Origin of the sequence: Vagococcus fluvialis, assembly GCF_048815235.1 — a bacterium.
Lineage (GTDB): Bacteria > Bacillota > Bacilli > Lactobacillales > Vagococcaceae > Vagococcus.
In genome coordinates this window covers 172,321-190,553 of record NZ_JBMEAO010000003.1, presented here as the reverse complement: position 1 = coordinate 190,553, position 18,233 = coordinate 172,321, and the positions used below count along the sequence as shown (strand labels likewise).

Below are 18,233 nucleotides of genomic sequence, written 5' to 3'. Positions count from 1 at the left end.
CAGCCTCCTTTCAACTATTTTTTGTTAGTTCTTTTTATTTTAATTTGCTTCGGCTTAATAATTAAGGCTCCTAATGCTGGAACTGTTGTTTTGATGGAGTGATCAAAATGTTTCATTTCATCGTTTGAACTTTCACAATTACTATTATGTGCTTCCCATGTCCCACCAAATTCTTTCATTTCAGTATTCCAAATTTCTTGATACTCACCCTCATAAGGGACACCGATTTGAAAATCTTTTCTTTCAACAGGGGTCATATTTAAAATAACAATAAGAAAATCTTTCTTTTTCTTACCTTTTCTAATGAAGGATAGAACTGTATCATCTCTATTATCAGCATCAATAATTTCAATTGTTTCACGACTATCTTCTAATTCCCAAAGTGATGTTTCATTTTTATATAAATCATTTAGCGAAGAAGTAAATGATTGCATTTTCTGATTTAATTCATCTTCTAAATCTATCCACTCTAAGGGTTGATTAAATTTCCATTCTAAAAATTGCCCCCACTCGCTTCCCATGAATAGTAATTTTTTCCCAGGGTGAGTTATTAAAAACGTATATAAATTTCTTAGCTGAGCAAACTGTTTATAGCGGTCGCCCCACATTTTATGCATTAAACTTTTTTTACCATGAACAACCTCATCATGAGAAAGAGGTAGAATGAAACGTTCCTCCATCATGTACATAAAAGAAAAAGTCATAAGATTAAAATTATCTTTTCTGTAATAAGGATCCATTTCATAAAATTTTAGGACGTCATTCATCCATCCCATATTCCATTTGTAATCAAAACCTAAAGATTCTTCTATTGTTCCTGTAATCTTAGTATCCGCTGAACTTTCCTCAGCAATCATCAATACGTCAGGATGCTTGTATTTCACTACAGCATTTAATTTTTTTAGGAAATAACAGCCTTCTAGGTTTTCATTTCCACCTTCATGGTTTAACGTATAAGGACCATCGTCATAGTTTCGATAAATCATACTTGAAACAGCGTCTACTCTAATACCATCAATATGAAAATTCTCAATCCAATACAAAATACTTGATATCAGAAAACTTTGAACTTCAGGTTTTCCTAAATCAAAATTAATAGACCCCCATCTACGATTCATTGCTCGATCTTCATCTATGTATTCAAATTGAGGGGTTCCGTCAAAATAAGCCAAAGCATCATCATTAATACAAAAATGACCAGGTACCCAATCAACAATCACTCCAATATTATTCAAATGACACGCTTCAACAAAATCTTTAAATTCTTCAGGAGTGCCGTAAGTTGAACATAAAGCAAAGTATCCTGTTAACTGATAGCCCCAAGATTGGTCTAAAGGATGTTCCATTAAAGGCATAAATTCAACGTGGGTATAGTTCATTTTTATTAAATAAGGTATTAGCTCCTCTTTTAATTCTCTGAAGGTATAGGATTCACCACTTAATTTATGCTTAAATGAGCTAGCATGTACTTCATAAATATTAATAGGTCGCTTGGAATGATTCGTCCGTTTATTTCTCCCCTTCCATAGAGCGTCTTTCCATTTCTTTTCATTCTCTATATAAATTACAGACGCATTATTAGGTCGTTTTTCGAACATTCTAGCAAAAGGATCTGACTTCATTATTTTTCTACCGTTATTTTGAGTAATGTGGTATTTATAAAAATCAAATTCATTAGGTATAGTGCTCCTAATTTCCCAAATGCCTGTCGCCTCATCTTTTATCATTGGTAAAGTATCTTGCCATTCGTTGAAATCCCCTACTAAAAAGACTTCTTGTGCATTTGGAGCCCACACTCGAAAGGAGTATACTATTTCTTCATTTATATATTCTTTGTGAACCCCTAATGTTTCTTGACTAACAAAGTTTTCTCCTGTTATGTAGAGATCTTTCCCATCTAATTTTGTATCATTGGATTTATTTGGTTCTTTTACAGCCATAAATCAAATCATCACCCTTTCATTAATGCTTTGAGTAAAACAATATTTTATAAAAATATCATAACACAAACAAATGTAAAAAAACGAGCATTTTTTATATTTAAATAACGTTTTTTTAACAAATACTCATTTTTCTTTGTATAAATTTAGTTGAAAACCTTTTTTTAGCTCCAATTGATATTAATGTTTTTATCTATTTAAGTCTGATACATAACTTACAAACAGTAATTAAGTGACATTATTCACTATTTAATTTTAATATTTCAAATAGCTTTAAAAAATAATAATGAGAAAAAAACAAAATAGATAACAATTGTTTCTTTTTTTAATAATGTATTATTAATATAAAAAAACAATTACCGTAATAAACGATAATTGTTTTCTTTTTTATAATAAATGTTTTCTCAATAATTCATTAGAATCTTTTGATAGGTATTTAGGTGCAATATCAAACACAGTTTGAGCTCCCATCACACCTTCTTTAGCTAATTTAGCACAAGCTCTAGCATAAGCTACGAGGACACTTGCTGTAAATTCAGGGTTACTATCTAACGCTAAGGAAAACTCCATTACTTCTTTGTTCACATCACTTGTTTGTCCTACACGAATAACTTTTCCACCATGTGGCATTCCTTGTTTATGCTCTTGCTCTAATTCCTCTTGAGAAATAAAATGTACTGTAGTATTATACTCATCAAAATAATTAGGCATAGTGACGATTTCTTCACGAATTCTTTCAGCATCAGCACTGTCATCTAACACAACAAAGCATTCTCTTGTATGTTTTTCACTTGTAGCAAGTTCCGTAACACTTCCAGATTTAAACGCGCTGATTGCTTCTTCATTAGGTAATGTATATTGAATCCCATCTTTAACACCGTTAATTCGTCTAATCGCATCTGAATGTCCTTGGCTAACTCCTTTACCCCAAAAAGTAATGGTGTTTCCTTTAGGTAGAATACTTTCAGCTAGGGTACGATTTAAACTAAATAATCCTGGATCCCATCCAACAGAGATGATTGACACATGTTTATTTTCCATTGCCACTTGATCTACTTTTTCAAAGTGTTCAGGAATTAAGGCGTGAGTATCAAAAGAATCTACCGTATTAAAATACTTTGTAAGTTCAGGCGTTTGCTCTGGTAAATCCGTTGCAGATCCACCACATAAAATACAAACATCTATTTTTTCTGTCATCGTTAATAAATCTGACATGGTATAAGCTTTCACCTCTATGGTACTTACTTGACTTGGATCTCGTCTGGTGAATACTCCTACTAGATTAAGATCATCGTGATTTTTTAAAGCTAATTCAACACCTCGGCCTAGGTTTCCATAACCGACAATAGCTATATTATGCATACTCATTCCTCCAACATTTAATTTTAATCATTATCTCATAAAAAGTGTTGAAAAAAGCATACCGTTTTTTTATCCATTAGTCTAGTTAAAAGGTATTATTTTTGCCAATTTTTTGGGTCTTTTTTCCATTGTTGTAATAAATCAACATCCGATTCAGCAATATAGTTTTTTTCTGTTGCTACTTCAATTAACTCTGTATAGTTTGTTAAAGTAATGAAAGGAACTTTTGCTTCTGCAAAATTTTCAATTCCTTTAGGCAATTCATAAGTAAAGATTGCTGCAACTCCTAATACATTAGCACCTTCATTTTCAGCTGCAACACAAGCTTCAAGAACACTTCCACCTGTTGAGATTAAGTCTTCAATCACAACCATTTTTTGTCCTTCTGAAATTTGCCCTTCAATTTGATTCTTTTTACCATGATCTTTCGCTTTTCCACGAATGTAAACCATTGGTAAATCTAATAGTTCTGCTACCCACGCAGCATGTGGAATTCCTGCAGTTGCAGTCCCAGCAATCACTTCCACTTCAGGAAATTCTGTTTTGATTTTTTCAGCTAATCCCTTAGCAACTAAACGACGAACTTCTGGGAAACTCATTGTTAAGCGGTTATCACAATAGATTGGACTTTTCAAACCACTTGCCCATGTAAAAGGTTCATTTGGACTTAAAGCCACCGCTTTAATTTCTAATAATTTTTCTGCAATTTGTTTCATTACTTTTCCCCATTCCATTCATTTTTTATAGTAATATAACTTTCGTAAGGCGTTGAAGATTGTGTAATCGGACGGCCAACTACAATATAAGTTGAACCTATTTGGTTAGCTTGGCTTGGTGTTACAACTCGCTTTTGATCTCCTACAGCAGCGTTGGTCGGACGAATTCCTGGTGTTAAACAAACAAATTTTTCATTCGTTTCGTCTTTAATTTTTTTTACTTCTAAAGCGGAACACACCACACCATCTAATCCAGATTCAGCTGTCATTTTAGCGTAATGAGCAACACTTTCTTCTAAACTTACTTGAATTAATTGATCATGTTGCATTTGTTCTTCACTTGTCGATGTTAACTGAGTTACTGCAATTAATTCTGGTCTGTTGTTACCTTCTTTAGTTCCTTCTTCAAGTCCTTTAAGTGCTGCTTTCATCATTTCTTTTCCACCAGCAGCATGAACATTAGTAATTTTAACACCTAATGAAGCAATATTTTTCATTGCTGATTGGACTGTATTAGGGATATCATGAAGTTTTAAATCTAAAAAAACATCATGGCCTCTTTCAATTAACAGTTTAACAATTTGTGGTCCTTCTTTATAAAACAATTCCATACCGACTTTAACAAATAATGATTCCTCTTTTGGAAATTGTTCTAAAAAAACGATAACATCTTGTTGATTTGGAAAATCTAATGCGATTATTGGTCTGTTCATTGACGTGACTCCTTTACTTCTTTTATTAATGCTTCAATCGATTCAATTCCTAATTCATCTAATTTTGCAGGTAACTCTTCAATTAATTTAGGACAAATGTACGGATCTGTAAAATTCATTGTTCCAACAGCTACAGCACTTGCTCCTGCTAAAAACATTTCAATCACGTCATCTACAGTACTAACGCCTCCCATACCAATAACCGGTATATTAACAGCGCGAGTTACATCATTAATCATACGAATAGCAACTGGTTTAATGCCTGGGCCTGATAAACCACCTGTTCCATTAGCAAGAATTGGTTTTCTTGTTTTTAAATCAATGCGCATCCCTAAAAGTGTGTTAATCATCGTAATACCATCAGCGCCAGCTTCTTCTACCGCTTTTGCAATCGGAACAATATTAGTAACATTAGGAGATAATTTAATATAAACTGGTACTTTAGCCACTTTTTTAACGGCTCTTGTTAAACTTGCTGCTACTTCTGCGCTTGTACCAAAGGCAATTCCGCCTTCTTTAACATTTGGACAAGAAATATTTAACTCAATAGCTTTAACGTTAGGAGCATCTCCAATTCTGGCACAAACTGCTACATACTCTTCTTCTGAAGAACCTGCCACATTAGCGATAATAGGTAAATCATATTTTTCTAAACTAGGTAATTGATGTGCCATAACAGTTTCTAAACCAGGATTTTGTAATCCTATCGCATTTAGCATACCGCTTGGTGTTTCAGCAACACGAGGAGCAGGATTTCCATAACGTTTCTCCAAGGTAGTAGCTTTTACCATAATGGAACCTAATAAACTTAAATCATAGTATTTTCCATACTCATCCCCAAAACCGAAACATCCACTAGCAGGCATAATTGGGTTTTTTAATTCTAATCCTGGTAAACTCACACTTAATCGACTCATATGATAATCTCTCCTAACTTAAATACTGGGCCTTCATCGCACACTTTTTTGTTTTCTGTTGGATCCGTTTTTGATTGACACACACAGGCGTAGCATGCACCAACACCACATGCCATACGTTCTTCCATTGATAAATATACGTGAGGATGATCAGCAAATTTTGTTTCAACAGCTCTTAAAAGACCAGTTGGTCCACATGAATAGACTGCTTTAGGTTGGCCATATTTTTCTAAAGATGCTTCAATTAAATGTCCTGTATGACCTTTTCGACAATAAGAACCATCATCCGTTATAATCATAACTTCACCTAATTTTGAGAATTCTTCTTCATAAAATACAGCATCTTTGTTAGCAAATCCGTGCATAAAAACGATATTAGCTTCTTTTTCTTTTAATTGTTTTCCTAGTTCATATAAAGGAGGAACGCCAATCCCTCCACCTACAATGAAAACCAAATCTTCATTTTGAATAAAGTTAGTATCAAAACCATTTCCTAGAGGGCCCATAACATCTAATTTATCTCCAGATGTCAGTTCACTAATTGCTTTAGTACCATCTCCATCAGCACGGTAAATTACTTTACAGGTTAACTCTTCCATTGAAACACTTGCTAAACTGATTGGTCTTCTTAATAACAAATCAGAGCGAGGGACACGAATATGAATGAATTGGCCAGATGTTGCCATCTGTTTCACCAATTCTCCTTTCAAGGTCAATTCAAAAATATTTTTTGCAATCTCTTTTTGCTCAACAACGAGCATCATTTCTTGTTTCATATTCTTCCCTCTCCTTTTTGTTTTTTTATAATGCTATAGCTGAGAAACTTCTATCTTCTAGTACTTTTAATATAGCATCTGCTGTATCTAATGATGTCATTAACGGTACACCATTCTCTACAGTTGAACGTCTAATTTTAAAACCGTCAGATTTTGGTTGTGATTCATTCCCAGTTGTATTCACAACTAGCTGAGTCTGACCTAAGCGGATAATATCTAGTACATTTAATTGACCGCTTTGATCTATTTTTGAGACAATCTTAACTTCCAATCCATGACTTCTAAAGAACTCTCCTGTTCCTTCAGTTGCGATTAATCCATAACCAATATTACTAAATCTCTTAGCTAATTTTAACGCTTCATCTTTGGTTTCATCAGCAATTGTAAACAATACTGAACCATAATTTGGTAAGTGCATACCACTTGCTTCAAAGGCTTTGTATAAAGCTTTTTCTAGAGTTATGTCTGTTCCCATTACTTCACCAGTTGATTTCATTTCTGGTCCAAGTTGCGTATCAACTTCATGTAACTTAGCAAAAGAGAATACAGGTGCTTTGATATGAACATAGTTAGATTCTTTATAAAGTCCACTTTCATAACCTTGTTCTTTTAAAGACTCTCCTAAAATACACTTTGTTGCCACTTGAGCCATCGGAATTTCAGTCACTTTACTTAAGAAAGGAACTGTTCGGCTTGCTCTTGGGTTTACTTCAATCACATAAACCTCTTCTTCATGAACGATAAACTGGACATTCATCATTCCGCGACAATTTAATCCTAAAGCTAAACGTTTGGTATAATCAACGATTTTATCAATAACTTGTTGAGATAAGTTTTGTGGTGGATAAACAGCCATTGAGTCTCCTGAGTGAACTCCAGCTCGCTCAATATGTTCCATAATTCCTGGTAGTAAGACGTCTACTCCATCACAAATCGCATCGACTTCACACTCTACTCCGAGTAAGTAGCGGTCAATTAAAACTGGATGTTCAGGTGAAGCTTTAACGGCTTCTTTCATGTAGCGTTTTAAATCTTCTGTACTCCACACAATCTCCATTGCACGACCACCTAAAACGTAACTTGGTCTAACTAAGACTGGGTATTTAATTTCTTCAGCAATTTTAATGGCATCTTCAACATTTGTTGCTGTAGCACCTTTTGGCTGTGGCACACCTAACTCCTGTAAAGCTTGCTCAAATTTATCACGATTTTCAGCACGATCTAAATCTTCAATGGTTGTTCCGATAATGTGTACGCCATTTTTTGATAAGCCTTCTGCTAGGTTAATCGCTGTTTGACCACCAAATTGGACAATAACTCCTTTTGGCTGCTCTAGTTCAATCACATGCATAACGTCCTCTAATGTTAAAGGCTCGAAATACAATTTGTCTGAAATTGAGAAGTCTGTTGAAACTGTTTCTGGGTTACTGTTCATAATGATTGCTTCGTAACCTGCTGCTTGAATCGCTTGAACAGAATGAACGGTTGCGTAGTCAAATTCAACTCCTTGTCCAATTCTAATTGGCCCAGAACCAAGAACTAAAATCGATTCTTTGTCAGATTTAATACTTTCATTTTCTGTTTCATATGTTCCATAGAAGTAAGGCGTTTTTGATTCGAATTCAGCTGCACAAGTATCTACCATTTTATAGACTGGTAAAATATCATTTGCTTTTCTCGTTTCGTAAATAGCTGCTTCTGATTGATTCCATTTCTCAGCAATTAATTTATCGGCTAATCCAAAGTTCTTAGCTTTTTTAAGTACTTCAAGGGAGTCAACATTTTCTGCTAATTCATTTTCAATTTCGATAATGTGTAAAATTTTATCTAAGAAAAATAAGTCAATTTTAGTAAAGTTAGCAATGTCATGAATTGTAATTCCTCTTCTAATGGCTTCTGCTACGTAGAAAAGTCTGTCGTCTTGAGCATTAATCATGCCATAAGTGATTTCATCATCTGAGAGTTCTTTTAACTCTTCTAACTCGATATGATATGCGCCGATTTCAAGAGATCTAACAGCTTTTAATAGTGACTCTTCAATAGTTCTACCTAGAGCCATTACTTCACCAGTTGCCTTCATTTGAGTACTTAAAATTCTATTTCCTTTTTCAAACTTATCAAAGGCCCAACGAGGAATTTTACTAACGACATAGTCTAAACTTGGTTCAAACATTGAATAAGTTGTTTCAGTTACTGGGTTTTTTACTTCATCAAGAGTTAAACCGACTGCGATTTTTGCAGCTAATTTTGCAATTGGGAAACCTGTTGCTTTACTTGCTAATGCTGATGAGCGACTAACACGTGGGTTTACTTCAATCACATAGTATTTATAGCTATGTGGATCAATAGCAAGTTGGACATTACAACCACCTTCAATTTTTAAGGCTTTGATAATTTTTAAGGAAGCATCTCTTAGTAATTGAATTTCAACATCTGAAAGGGTTTGACATGGAGCAAATACAATTGAATCCCCTGTATGAATGCCAACTGGGTCAAAGTTTTCCATGTGACACACAACAATAGCGTTGTCATTTGAGTCACGCATAACTTCAAACTCTATTTCTTTGTATCCAGCAATACTTTTTTCAATTAAACACTGAGTTGCCGGTGATAAATGAAGACCATTTTTAGTAATTTCTATTAAACTTTCTTCATCGTCACACATACCTCCACCAGTTCCACCTAAAGTGAATGCTGGACGAACAATTAAGGGATAACCAATCTCTTTAGCAAAATCTAGAGCTTGTTCTACTGTGTTTACAATGACACTTTCTGGAATAGGTTCACCTAATTCTTCCATTAATTGTTTGAATAAATCTCTGTCCTCTGCTTGATCAATAGCTGATAATTTAGTTCCTAAAAGTTCGATGTCTAGCTCTTCTAAAATACCACTTTCAGATAAAGTCATAGCCATGTTTAATCCTGTTTGACCACCAAGTGTTGGAAGGATAGCATCTGGTCTTTCTTTACGTAAGATTTTAGCTACGAACTCTAAGGTAATGGGTTCGATATATACTTTATCGGCAATATTTTTATCTGTCATAATAGTTGCTGGGTTTGAATTAATCAGAATTACTTCATATCCTTCTTCTCTTAAAGCAAGACAAGCTTGTGTTCCGGCATAATCAAATTCTGCTGCTTGACCAATAATAATTGGGCCAGAGCCAATCACTAGTATTTTTTTAATATCATCTCTTTTTGGCATCTTATTTCCCCCAGTTATCCATTAATTCAATAAATTCATCAAAAAGTGAAACCGCATCATGTGGCCCAGGTGCTGCATCTGGATGGAACTGCACTGAGAATGATGGATACTTTTTATGTTTGATTCCTTCAACTGTTTCATCGTTAATTTCAATATGTGTCATCATTAAATCTGTTGTGTCTAAACTGTCTCTTGAAACCGCGTAACCATGATTTTGAGATGTAAAGTAAATATTATTTGAAGCAATTTCTTTTACAGGATGGTTACTGCCACGATGTCCATATTTTAGTTTAAATGTATCAGCACCATTAGCTAAACTTAGTAATTGATGTCCTAAACAAATACCGAAAATTGGTAATTTCCCTTGAATGCCATTAATCATTTTTGTTGCGTCAATTACATTTTTAGGATCTCCAGGTCCATTTGATAATAGAACCCCGTCAGGAGATAAAGCTAAAATTTGTTCAGCTGAATAGTTGTAAGGTACTACAGTAACACCACATTTTCTTGATACTAATTCTCTTAGTAATGAATGCTTCATACCAAAGTCAACGACAACAACATTTTTTCCCGTTCCTGGAATACTGTAAGCTTTAGTGGTTGATACTTCTGCCACTTGATTTCCAGGTAATACAGTTGCTTTTAATTGATCATATTCATGCTCTAAATCTTCTACAACATCAATAATGCTTCCTTTAATGGTCCCAGATTCTCTTAATTTTTTTGTTAATGCTCTTGTGTCAATTCCTGAAATACCCGGGATTTTTTTCTGTTTTAAAAATTCATCTAATGTCATTTGACTACGCCAGTTTGATGCTACTCGAGCGTGATCTTTTACAATGACTCCACTACAAGCAGGTTCCATTGACTCAAAATCATCTCGATTAATGCCGTAATTTCCGATTGTTGGGTACGTAAACAGAATCATTTGTCCTTTAAAACTCGGATCTGTTAACACTTCTTGATAACCACTCATTCCTGTGGTAAAAACAACTTCCCCTGTTGTTATGTTAGGTGCACCAAATCCAACACCTTCAAAATATGTTCCATCTTCTAATATCAACAATCGTTTCATCTATTTACTCTCCCTTATGCCAAACTAGGTTTCCATCAACTAGTGTATATAATGTATCACCTTTTACTTTGTCACCAATAAATGGTGTATTACTTGATTTTGATAAAAAATCATCCTCAATGGTTGTTTCTGTTTCTAAGTCAAAAATCGCAATGTCTGCTGCTGAACCAATATTCAATGTACCTGTATCAAGTTTGAAGATTCTTGATGGTGCTTCACTCATCCAATAAACTACTTGTTCTAATGTAAATCTTCCTGTTTCAACAAAATGCGTGTACATTAATTTAAAGGCTGTTTCACTTCCGACGATTCCAAATGGTGAATCAATCATACTTTGATTTTTTTCGCAACAACTATGTGGTGCGTGATCTGTTGCGATACAATCTATTGTTCCATCTAGTAAGCCGTTAATTAAAGCTTGTTGATCTTCATTAGCTCTTAGTGGTGGATTCATTTTGAAATTCCCATGATCAAGTGTGATGTCATTATCTGTCATAATCAAATGATGTGGACAAACTTCGCAAGTTACGTGAATACCGTGTTTCTTAGCCTGTCTAATGACTTCAACACTTTCTTTTGTTGATACATGACAGACGTGATAGTGAACGCCAGTTTCTTGAGCGAGTAAAACATCTCTAGCGATTTGAGAAGATTCAGTTGCGCTCATGATTCCTGGTAGACCTAATTTTTCAGAAATCTCTCCTTTATGCATAACTCCACCAAACAAGAGAGATTCATCCTCAGTATGAGCCACAATGGCCATATCAAGTTTAGCTGCTTCTTGCATAGCTAAGTACATGGTGCCTGCTGTTTGAACTCCCACACCATCATTTGTAAAGGCAAATGCTTTTGCTTCTTTTAGTGCTTTGAAATCAACTAGTTCCTCTGAATTTAAGTCTTTTGTAATTGAAGCATATTGCAATATTTTGATTTTGCTATCAGATTTAATTTTGTTATTAATCATTTCAAGTGTTTCTTTATTATCAGGAACTGGTTTTAAATTTGGCATAGCGCAAACTGTTGTAAAACCACCTCTTGCTGCTGAAGCACTTCCAGTTTCGATTGTTTCTTTATACTCAAACCCTGGCTCTCTAAAGTGAACGTGGACATCAACAAATCCTGGTGTGATAAGTCCTTTTTTAGCATCGATAACTTGTTCAAATTCAATGTTTTCTTTTTCAAACTGGCCGATACCCTTGATTTTTCCTTGTTCTATCCAAACGTCTACTTGATTCAGTTCGTTGTCTTTAGTAACGATATAACCGTTTTTAATTAAAGTTTTCATTGATATCCTCCTATGCTTTCCCATGTAAGATGGCTTCTAAAATCGCCATTCTCATGAAGACTCCATTTGTCATTTGTTGAGTAATTCTTGATTGATATGATTCTACCAACTCATCTGCTAACTCCACATCTCTATTCACTGGAGCTGGATGCATGATGATTGCTTTGTCTTTCATTTTAGTTGCTCTCTCATTTGTTAAGCCATACTCTTGATGGTAGTTTTCTTTAGAAAATTCACTGTTATCTTCATGACGCTCATGTTGTACTCTTAACATCATCATAACATCTACTTTATTCACTACTTCATCGATTGGCATAAATGTTCCGTAGGCTTCGTATTTTTTGTTATACCATGCTTCTGGTCCGCAAAAATAAAGGTTAGCTCCTAAACGTTTAAGCATTTTCATATTTGAATTTGCTACACGGGAATGAGTTAAGTCCCCACAAATCGCAATATCCAAGTTCTCAAAGCGACCAAACTCTTCGTATATTGTCAGTAAATCGAGTAAACATTGCGTTGGATGATTACCACTACCATCTCCTCCATTAATAATTGAGGTTGTAATTGTCTTACTTTGAATCAGTTCATTGTAGTAATCTTCTTCCCAATGTCTGATAACACATGCATGCACACCGATTGCCGACATTGTCAGCACCGTGTCGTATAAAGATTCCCCTTTAGAAACTGAACTCGTTTTGGCATCGAATTCTATTACATCTATACCAAGTTTTTTCTCTGCTACTTCAAAACTTTTATGCGTTCGGGTACTGTTTTCAAAAAATAAGTTTGCTGTAAAAAACTGTTGATCTTGTAATTCAGCTTTTTCTCCTCTTTTAAAGGCTTGGGCTCTTTCGATTAACCCCATTACTTCTTGATCACTTAAAGATTCTGCTGTTAAAAGATGTTTTAAACTGATTCTTTCTGATGTAATAATCATCCTTGTTCCTCCTAAGACTTGTTGGCTTACTCTACTTCACTTTTTGCTTGTTGTGGTAAAACTAGATTTAAGATAATTCCAAATAATGTTGCTAGTGCCATTCCTGATAGAGCGACTGGACCTGCTTCAAATGTTAATCCACCGATTCCTACTACTAAGATGACTGATGCGATTAATAAGTTACGTTTTAAGTTAAAATCAATTTTGTTATCAATTAAGATTTTTAAGCCACTTGAGGCAATTACTCCAAACAAGATAAAACTAATTCCACCAATAACTGGCCCAGGAATACTTTGGATAACTGCTGTTAATTTACCAACGAAGGCTAGAACCATCGCAAGAACTGCTGCTCCTCCGATGACGAACACACTATGAACTCTTGTGATTGCTAAAACACCGATGTTTTCTCCATAACTTGTTACAGGAGGTCCCCCTACAAAACCTGCTACGATTTGTGCTAATCCGTCTCCCATAAGTGTTTTGTGTAAGCCTGGGTTTTCATAAAAATTTCTTTTCGTTAATTTATTTAAAACCATTAAGTGACCGATGTGTTCGGTCATTGTAACAAAAGCAATTGGTGCCATAGTTAAGATGGCTGTTAAGTAAAACTTAGGTGTATACGTTACAAAAGGTACTTGGAAGTTTGGCATTGCAAACCAAGCTGCTTCTTTAATTGGTTCAATATCCACAATTCCAAAGAGTAAAGCTACAATGTAGCCACACACGATTCCTAAAAGGATTGGAATTAAGCCCATGAAACCTTTTAGATACATGTTGAAGATTAGAGTTAGTACTAATGTAATAAGTGCAACTGCTATGTATTTAACGTTATAAATTTGTTCTGGTGTTCCAAGATTTTCAAACATAGCTTGGTTGGCTGCTGTACTAGCAAGCCCTAAACCGATTACCATAACAACTGGTCCAACAACGATTGGCGGTAAAATTTTATCTAACCAAGCTGAACCTGATTTTTTTACAATTAATGAAACAATCAAGTACACCGCTCCTGTTGTAACTGCACCTAGTGCAATTGCCGGATAACCTGCTCCGTCCATTAACATTTTCATTGCTGCGATAAAGGCAAAGCTACTTCCCAAGTAAGCTGGAATCTTTCCTTTTGTGACGAATAAGTAAACCAAAGTTCCTAAACCTGAACTGAAAAGAGCAATTCCTGGGTTAATTCCTACTAAGATAGGAACTAATACTGTTGCTCCAAACATGGTAAACAAATGTTGCAAACTCAGACCTAACCATTTCACCCCACTAGGCTTATCTTGAATATCTAATACCACATCTTCATTTCTAAATTCTTGACTCATTTTTCTTCCCCTTTTCAATAAAAAAACCTCGTTTCAAGTTCGAAACGAGGTACACGAAAATAGACAGATGGATACACTAAATCCTGTATTTGTCTAAAACGCTCTTCCTAGTCTCTCTGTACTTGATTAAAAAGCTTTATTTAATTATCTTTTTTGATTAAAATACCATCTTTGCCATCTACTTCTTCAACAGACACTTCAATTTGTTCTGATTTAGAAGTGGGAATGTTTTTACCTACATAATCGGCTCTAATAGGTAACTCTCTATGACCACGATCTACTAAAACTGCTAATGAGATTTTATCTGGTCGACCCAAATCCATTGTTGCATCAAGTGCTGCGCGAATAGTTCGACCTGTAAAAATCACATCGTCTACTAAAATAACTTCTTTGTTTTCAATTGAAAACGGCACATCTGAAGCGTTAATTGTTGGCTCGTCATTACTAATTTGATGTTTGTCATCACGGTAAAGTGTAATATCAATTTCTCCCACAGGAACCTCAATACCTTCTAATTGTTTCAATCTTTCAGCAATTCGGTTCGCTAGATAAATCCCTCTAGTCTTAATACCGATTAGAACAATATCCTCAATACCTTTATGTCTTTCAATAATTTCATAAGTGATACGTGTTAAGGCTCTGTTCATTGTCATTTTGTCAACAATCTCTTTTTCGCTCATTAAGGGTTCCTCCTAAAAAAGTCCATAAAAAAACTCTTATCCATAAAGAGATAAGAGGAATTGGTTACGTTAAAAAATCATCTTTCGCATCTGATGGATACAATCCACCCATTATGCTGAAACATTCAACGGATTCCTTCTTAGCCTCACAGGACTACTCTTAAAGGACTTCTATTTATTTGTTGGACTTATCATAACCTAAAGAAATTTAAAAATCAACGATTTTGTCTCAAGTTTTCTAATGTTTCTTCAAAAATTGTTGGTATGTCTGAACTAAAAGTCATTTCTTCATGAGTTACTGGGTGTTTAAAACCAAGTGTTTTAGCATGTAAAAACTGACCAGGGCCTTCTAATGTTTTCCTAGGACCGTAGAATGGATCACCCGCAATTGGATATCCTATATAATCCATATGAACACGAATTTGATGAGTACGTCCTGTTTCAAGTTGACATTCAACTAAAGTAAAGTCTTCAAAACGCTCTAAGACAGTAAAGTGAGTAACAGCTGGTTTTCCTTCAGCTACAACGGCTTGTTTTTGGCGGTTATCTTTACTTCTACCAATAGGTGCTGTAATAGTTCCTTTTTCATGTGGGATTTCCCCATGAACTAAAGCAACATATTTTCTTAAGGCTTTTTTCTCTTTTAATTGTTCTGCCAAGTACTCATGAGCCACATCATTTTTTGCTACCATTAATAGCCCTGACGTATCTTTATCAATTCTGTGAACAATCCCTGGACGAATCACATCATTAATAGTTGATAATCGATCACTATGAAACATTAATGCATTAACCAAAGTACCATCAGGATGTCCCGCTGAAGGATGTACTACCATTCCTTGTGGTTTGTTGATAACCATGACTGAATCGTCTTCATAAATGATTTCTAAAGGAATATCTTGTGGTTTTGCTTCGATTACTTGTGGTGCTGGACGATTAATAATAATCTCGTCAGCTTCTTTTACTTTATAATTCGCTCGACTTGTTTCACCATTAACTGTTACGCGGTCATCTTTTAACCAAGATTGAATTTGAGATCGTGAGAATTGAGGAAAAGCCTCAACAAGGACTTTATCCAAACGTCCCTTTTCAGATTCAATTGTATATTTTAATATTTCCATTGATACGCTCCTTTGTGTAAATTCTTATCTATTTTATCATAAAATCAATGGAAATGATGCTATTAATTTTTACCAATTTAATTCTAAGTATTCTTCAAAGGTAAAATAATTAGTATTTTGAATATGCTTTTCTTCTTTTGGAATCATAATGTTTGTCATATTATTATTATGGTCAACCAATTCCACATCATAATTACTTAGTACATTAATTTTTTGTTTAACTAATTCTTGATAAACGGTTTGATACGCGTGGTCAATATCTGTTTTCGACGGCTCAAAAGTGGTAGATACATAGCTTGTCATAGGCAACTCTATTTCTTGATTAATAAGATCACATTGTTTAGAGTCATCTGATTCCACACCAATAAAAGATATCACTTCACTGGATTGAATAAAATTATCTGGATATTGTTGAACAACATATACTTTGTTGTATCCGTTTGTAATAAATTGCTTCATTATTTTTTCAGTTATTCGGTACTTATTATCTTCTTGGAGAGAATGCTTAATTGAGACTCCTTGTAATATTTGTGTTTCTACTTCCTGTTCTAAAACTTTCAAAACATTTCCTTCTTCCTTACTAAAATCAAATGTAACAAATATTTAGTCAAAAAAAGCTAATTAGACGTCTCTAATTAGCTACTTTATATAAAAACTCTGTTGGCCCATAGCTTCAAAAAGGTCACTAAATTGTTTTCTTTCTATTTTTTGAACTTTTCCGTATGGGTCATTTAAGATTACTTCTGTTTCTGTAAAACCTGAAATAACAGCAGCATGATGTTTAGGTAACACTTTTTTATTACCATTTCTTGTTGGCCAATCAATAAAATCCTCTTGTTTTGGTGTTTTAAAATCCGTTGTGACTATCACCCAAACTGGATTTCCATCTTGAACCACATCTAATAGGTCATCGATGCTACTTCCTGTGCTGTTAACAACTTCATAGGGTGATGGGACAAGTTTTTCAGCTAATTCAACTATCGGTTTAACATTAACTGACATGCCTGATTTTTTACCAGTCATATCTCCTACAAATCCAATATCGGGATCTCCAAATACCCCTTCTTTGTCATTGTATGGCTCTTTAGTTATTTTTTCTGCCAAGTCATTTTTAGTATAATCTAAATGGTAATATTGAAGTACCATACTTAAAGCAGTCACCTCACACCCGTATTCAAGTTGAGGGTCAGCTAGTTGATTAATTAATGGCACTGGCAGTTGATAGCTCGTTGCTTGAAAATCTTCTTCATCTGAAGCTTCTGTGTAACCAGCCAATAAATCAGTTTTTTTGGTTAACTGCGTTCGATTCGTATCTAACGCAGCTTTGCGATTGGTAATCGCCATTTCTATCACTACTTTTGTTCCGAAAACAACCGTAGCAATTAACAGTACTAATAAAAACCCCTTACTGAATTTTTTCATTTAACTCAAACCTCACAGTTGTGCCCAGGTTTCTAACAACTCTTCTAACATCTTTTGTACCAACACAATAGATTCTTTTTCTTTCTCAACATTAGCTTGGAGTAATTTTCCATACATAAAATCATATAAAGAAATCAATTGATCTGGAATGTCACTATCATCCATTGGTTGAACAGAGTATTTCAACTCTAAAATAATATTTTGTACTTTGACTAATTGTGTATTTACCTCTTGTAAATTTCCTTGTTCTAATTGGTAAATAGCCATTTTTGAATGTTTAATGCCAGCTTCAAATAATATCTCTATTAATTTTTTTGGAGAAGCAGACAATACTTGATTGTTTAAGTAAGCTGTATTCCCTTTATTTGTATATGTCATAATTAACTCCTTGCTATTTCTGTTTTTAAAAATCTTTGTCTACAAAATAAGAATCTGAAAATTGTTTAATATATTGTGTCGCTATTTTTTCCGAATCATTCATCATACTAATTTTTTCAAAGAGGTCTTTTCTTTCAACATCTAAGTAGCTCATCAACTCTTTGATATTACCTGATAATTGTTGAAGTTGTTCAATCTCCTTTTTTGTAAAATAATGTGTGGGTAATTCTTGGTAGTGTGTCATTAATTCTGTATGAGATTCTAGAATCTCTATCGATTTTTCAAGTTCCAAACCTAAATACCATTTCCTACTATTAATGAACATTTTCTCAATAATTAATTGTGAGTCTTGAGATGTAGTTGTCAAAAAAGTTCCTCCTAAAAAGT

General features: G+C 34.3%; 17 protein-coding genes. All 17 read right to left on the bottom strand.

Annotation, left to right across the window (positions count from 1 at the left end):
• Positions 1 to 14: 14 nt before the first annotated feature.
• Positions 15 to 1,940, bottom strand: coding sequence for a 1,4-alpha-glucan branching protein GlgB (gene glgB / locus ACODH8_RS03400; protein WP_332465382.1), 1,926 nt, complete (start codon positions 1,938 to 1,940; stop codon positions 15 to 17).
• A 387-nt stretch (positions 1,941 to 2,327) separates the two neighbouring features.
• On the bottom strand, positions 2,328 to 3,302 hold the full coding sequence (locus ACODH8_RS03395; protein ID WP_332465383.1) for a diaminopimelate dehydrogenase: 975 nt from the start codon (positions 3,300 to 3,302) through the stop codon (positions 2,328 to 2,330).
• A 95-nt stretch (positions 3,303 to 3,397) separates the two neighbouring features.
• A complete protein-coding gene (gene pyrE / locus ACODH8_RS03390) occupies positions 3,398 to 4,018 on the bottom strand; it encodes an orotate phosphoribosyltransferase (RefSeq protein WP_420517500.1) in 621 nt (206 codons plus the stop codon).
• A complete protein-coding gene (gene pyrF / locus ACODH8_RS03385; RefSeq protein WP_332465385.1) occupies positions 4,018 to 4,731 on the bottom strand; it encodes an orotidine-5'-phosphate decarboxylase in 714 nt (237 codons plus the stop codon). The genes pyrE and pyrF overlap by 1 nt, the downstream gene beginning before the upstream one ends.
• Positions 4,728 to 5,648 (bottom strand): dihydroorotate dehydrogenase, encoded by a 921-nt coding sequence (locus ACODH8_RS03380; protein ID WP_332465386.1) that lies wholly within the window; start codon positions 5,646 to 5,648, stop codon positions 4,728 to 4,730. Before ACODH8_RS03380 ends, pyrF begins: the two co-directional genes overlap by 4 nt.
• Positions 5,645 to 6,424, bottom strand: a complete 780-nt coding sequence (locus tag ACODH8_RS03375; protein ID WP_332465387.1) for a dihydroorotate dehydrogenase electron transfer subunit — start codon at positions 6,422 to 6,424, stop codon at positions 5,645 to 5,647. The genes ACODH8_RS03380 and ACODH8_RS03375 overlap by 4 nt, the downstream gene beginning before the upstream one ends.
• A 25-nt stretch (positions 6,425 to 6,449) precedes the next feature.
• Positions 6,450 to 9,629 (bottom strand): carbamoyl-phosphate synthase large subunit, encoded by a 3,180-nt coding sequence (gene carB / locus ACODH8_RS03370; RefSeq protein WP_332465388.1) that lies wholly within the window; start codon positions 9,627 to 9,629, stop codon positions 6,450 to 6,452.
• A 1-nt stretch (position 9,630) separates the two neighbouring features.
• Complete coding sequence (locus tag ACODH8_RS03365; protein ID WP_332465389.1) at positions 9,631 to 10,704, bottom strand: carbamoyl phosphate synthase small subunit; 1,074 nt, start codon at positions 10,702 to 10,704, stop codon at positions 9,631 to 9,633.
• Positions 10,705 to 10,708: 4 nt separating this feature from the next.
• Positions 10,709 to 11,989 (bottom strand): dihydroorotase, encoded by a 1,281-nt coding sequence (locus ACODH8_RS03360; protein WP_332465390.1) that lies wholly within the window; start codon positions 11,987 to 11,989, stop codon positions 10,709 to 10,711.
• A 10-nt stretch (positions 11,990 to 11,999) separates the two neighbouring features.
• Positions 12,000 to 12,926 (bottom strand): aspartate carbamoyltransferase catalytic subunit, encoded by a 927-nt coding sequence (locus ACODH8_RS03355; RefSeq protein ID WP_332465391.1) that lies wholly within the window; start codon positions 12,924 to 12,926, stop codon positions 12,000 to 12,002.
• Positions 12,927 to 12,952: 26 nt separating this feature from the next.
• A complete protein-coding gene (uraA, locus tag ACODH8_RS03350; RefSeq protein ID WP_332465392.1) occupies positions 12,953 to 14,245 on the bottom strand; it encodes a uracil permease in 1,293 nt (430 codons plus the stop codon).
• 140 nt (positions 14,246 to 14,385) lie between these two features.
• Positions 14,386 to 14,925 carry a bifunctional pyr operon transcriptional regulator/uracil phosphoribosyltransferase PyrR gene (gene pyrR, locus ACODH8_RS03345; protein WP_332465393.1) on the bottom strand — a complete coding sequence of 180 codons (540 nt, stop codon included), beginning with the start codon at positions 14,923 to 14,925 and terminating at the stop codon, positions 14,386 to 14,388.
• Between the two features lie 215 nt (positions 14,926 to 15,140).
• Positions 15,141 to 16,046, bottom strand: a complete 906-nt coding sequence (locus ACODH8_RS03340; protein WP_332465394.1) for an RluA family pseudouridine synthase — start codon at positions 16,044 to 16,046, stop codon at positions 15,141 to 15,143.
• 69 nt (positions 16,047 to 16,115) lie between these two features.
• Positions 16,116 to 16,607, bottom strand: coding sequence for a hypothetical protein (locus tag ACODH8_RS03335; RefSeq protein WP_332465395.1), 492 nt, complete (start codon positions 16,605 to 16,607; stop codon positions 16,116 to 16,118).
• Positions 16,608 to 16,685: 78 nt separating this feature from the next.
• Positions 16,686 to 17,468 carry a C39 family peptidase gene (locus tag ACODH8_RS03330; RefSeq protein ID WP_332465396.1) on the bottom strand — a complete coding sequence of 261 codons (783 nt, stop codon included), beginning with the start codon at positions 17,466 to 17,468 and terminating at the stop codon, positions 16,686 to 16,688.
• A gap of 12 nt (positions 17,469 to 17,480) precedes the next feature.
• On the bottom strand, positions 17,481 to 17,846 hold the full coding sequence (gene fliS / locus ACODH8_RS03325) for a flagellar export chaperone FliS (RefSeq protein WP_332465397.1): 366 nt from the start codon (positions 17,844 to 17,846) through the stop codon (positions 17,481 to 17,483).
• 25 nt (positions 17,847 to 17,871) lie between these two features.
• A complete protein-coding gene (locus tag ACODH8_RS03320) occupies positions 17,872 to 18,213 on the bottom strand; it encodes a hypothetical protein (protein ID WP_332465398.1) in 342 nt (113 codons plus the stop codon).
• Between the last annotated feature and the right edge of the window lie 20 nt (positions 18,214 to 18,233).

Excerpts from the sequence above, each read along its gene's own strand:
- glgB (WP_332465382.1), bottom strand. The coding sequence starts at position 1,940 with ATGGCTGTAAAAGAACCAAATAAATCCAATGATACAAAATTAGATGGG.
- ACODH8_RS03395 (WP_332465383.1), bottom strand. The coding sequence starts at position 3,302 with ATGCATAATATAGCTATTGTCGGTTATGGAAACCTAGGCCGAGGTGTT.
- pyrE (WP_420517500.1), bottom strand. The coding sequence starts at position 4,018 with ATGAAACAAATTGCAGAAAAATTATTAGAAATTAAAGCGGTGGCTTTA.
- pyrF (WP_332465385.1), bottom strand. The coding sequence starts at position 4,731 with ATGAACAGACCAATAATCGCATTAGATTTTCCAAATCAACAAGATGTT.
- ACODH8_RS03380 (WP_332465386.1), bottom strand. The coding sequence starts at position 5,648 with ATGAGTCGATTAAGTGTGAGTTTACCAGGATTAGAATTAAAAAACCCA.
- ACODH8_RS03375 (WP_332465387.1), bottom strand. The coding sequence starts at position 6,424 with ATGAAACAAGAAATGATGCTCGTTGTTGAGCAAAAAGAGATTGCAAAA.
- carB (WP_332465388.1), bottom strand. The coding sequence starts at position 9,629 with ATGCCAAAAAGAGATGATATTAAAAAAATACTAGTGATTGGCTCTGGC.
- ACODH8_RS03365 (WP_332465389.1), bottom strand. The coding sequence starts at position 10,704 with ATGAAACGATTGTTGATATTAGAAGATGGAACATATTTTGAAGGTGTT.
- ACODH8_RS03360 (WP_332465390.1), bottom strand. The coding sequence starts at position 11,989 with ATGAAAACTTTAATTAAAAACGGTTATATCGTTACTAAAGACAACGAA.
- ACODH8_RS03355 (WP_332465391.1), bottom strand. The coding sequence starts at position 12,926 with ATGATTATTACATCAGAAAGAATCAGTTTAAAACATCTTTTAACAGCA.
- uraA (WP_332465392.1), bottom strand. The coding sequence starts at position 14,245 with ATGAGTCAAGAATTTAGAAATGAAGATGTGGTATTAGATATTCAAGAT.
- pyrR (WP_332465393.1), bottom strand. The coding sequence starts at position 14,925 with ATGAGCGAAAAAGAGATTGTTGACAAAATGACAATGAACAGAGCCTTA.
- ACODH8_RS03340 (WP_332465394.1), bottom strand. The coding sequence starts at position 16,046 with ATGGAAATATTAAAATATACAATTGAATCTGAAAAGGGACGTTTGGAT.
- ACODH8_RS03330 (WP_332465396.1), bottom strand. The coding sequence starts at position 17,468 with ATGAAAAAATTCAGTAAGGGGTTTTTATTAGTACTGTTAATTGCTACG.
- fliS (WP_332465397.1), bottom strand. The coding sequence starts at position 17,846 with ATGACATATACAAATAAAGGGAATACAGCTTACTTAAACAATCAAGTA.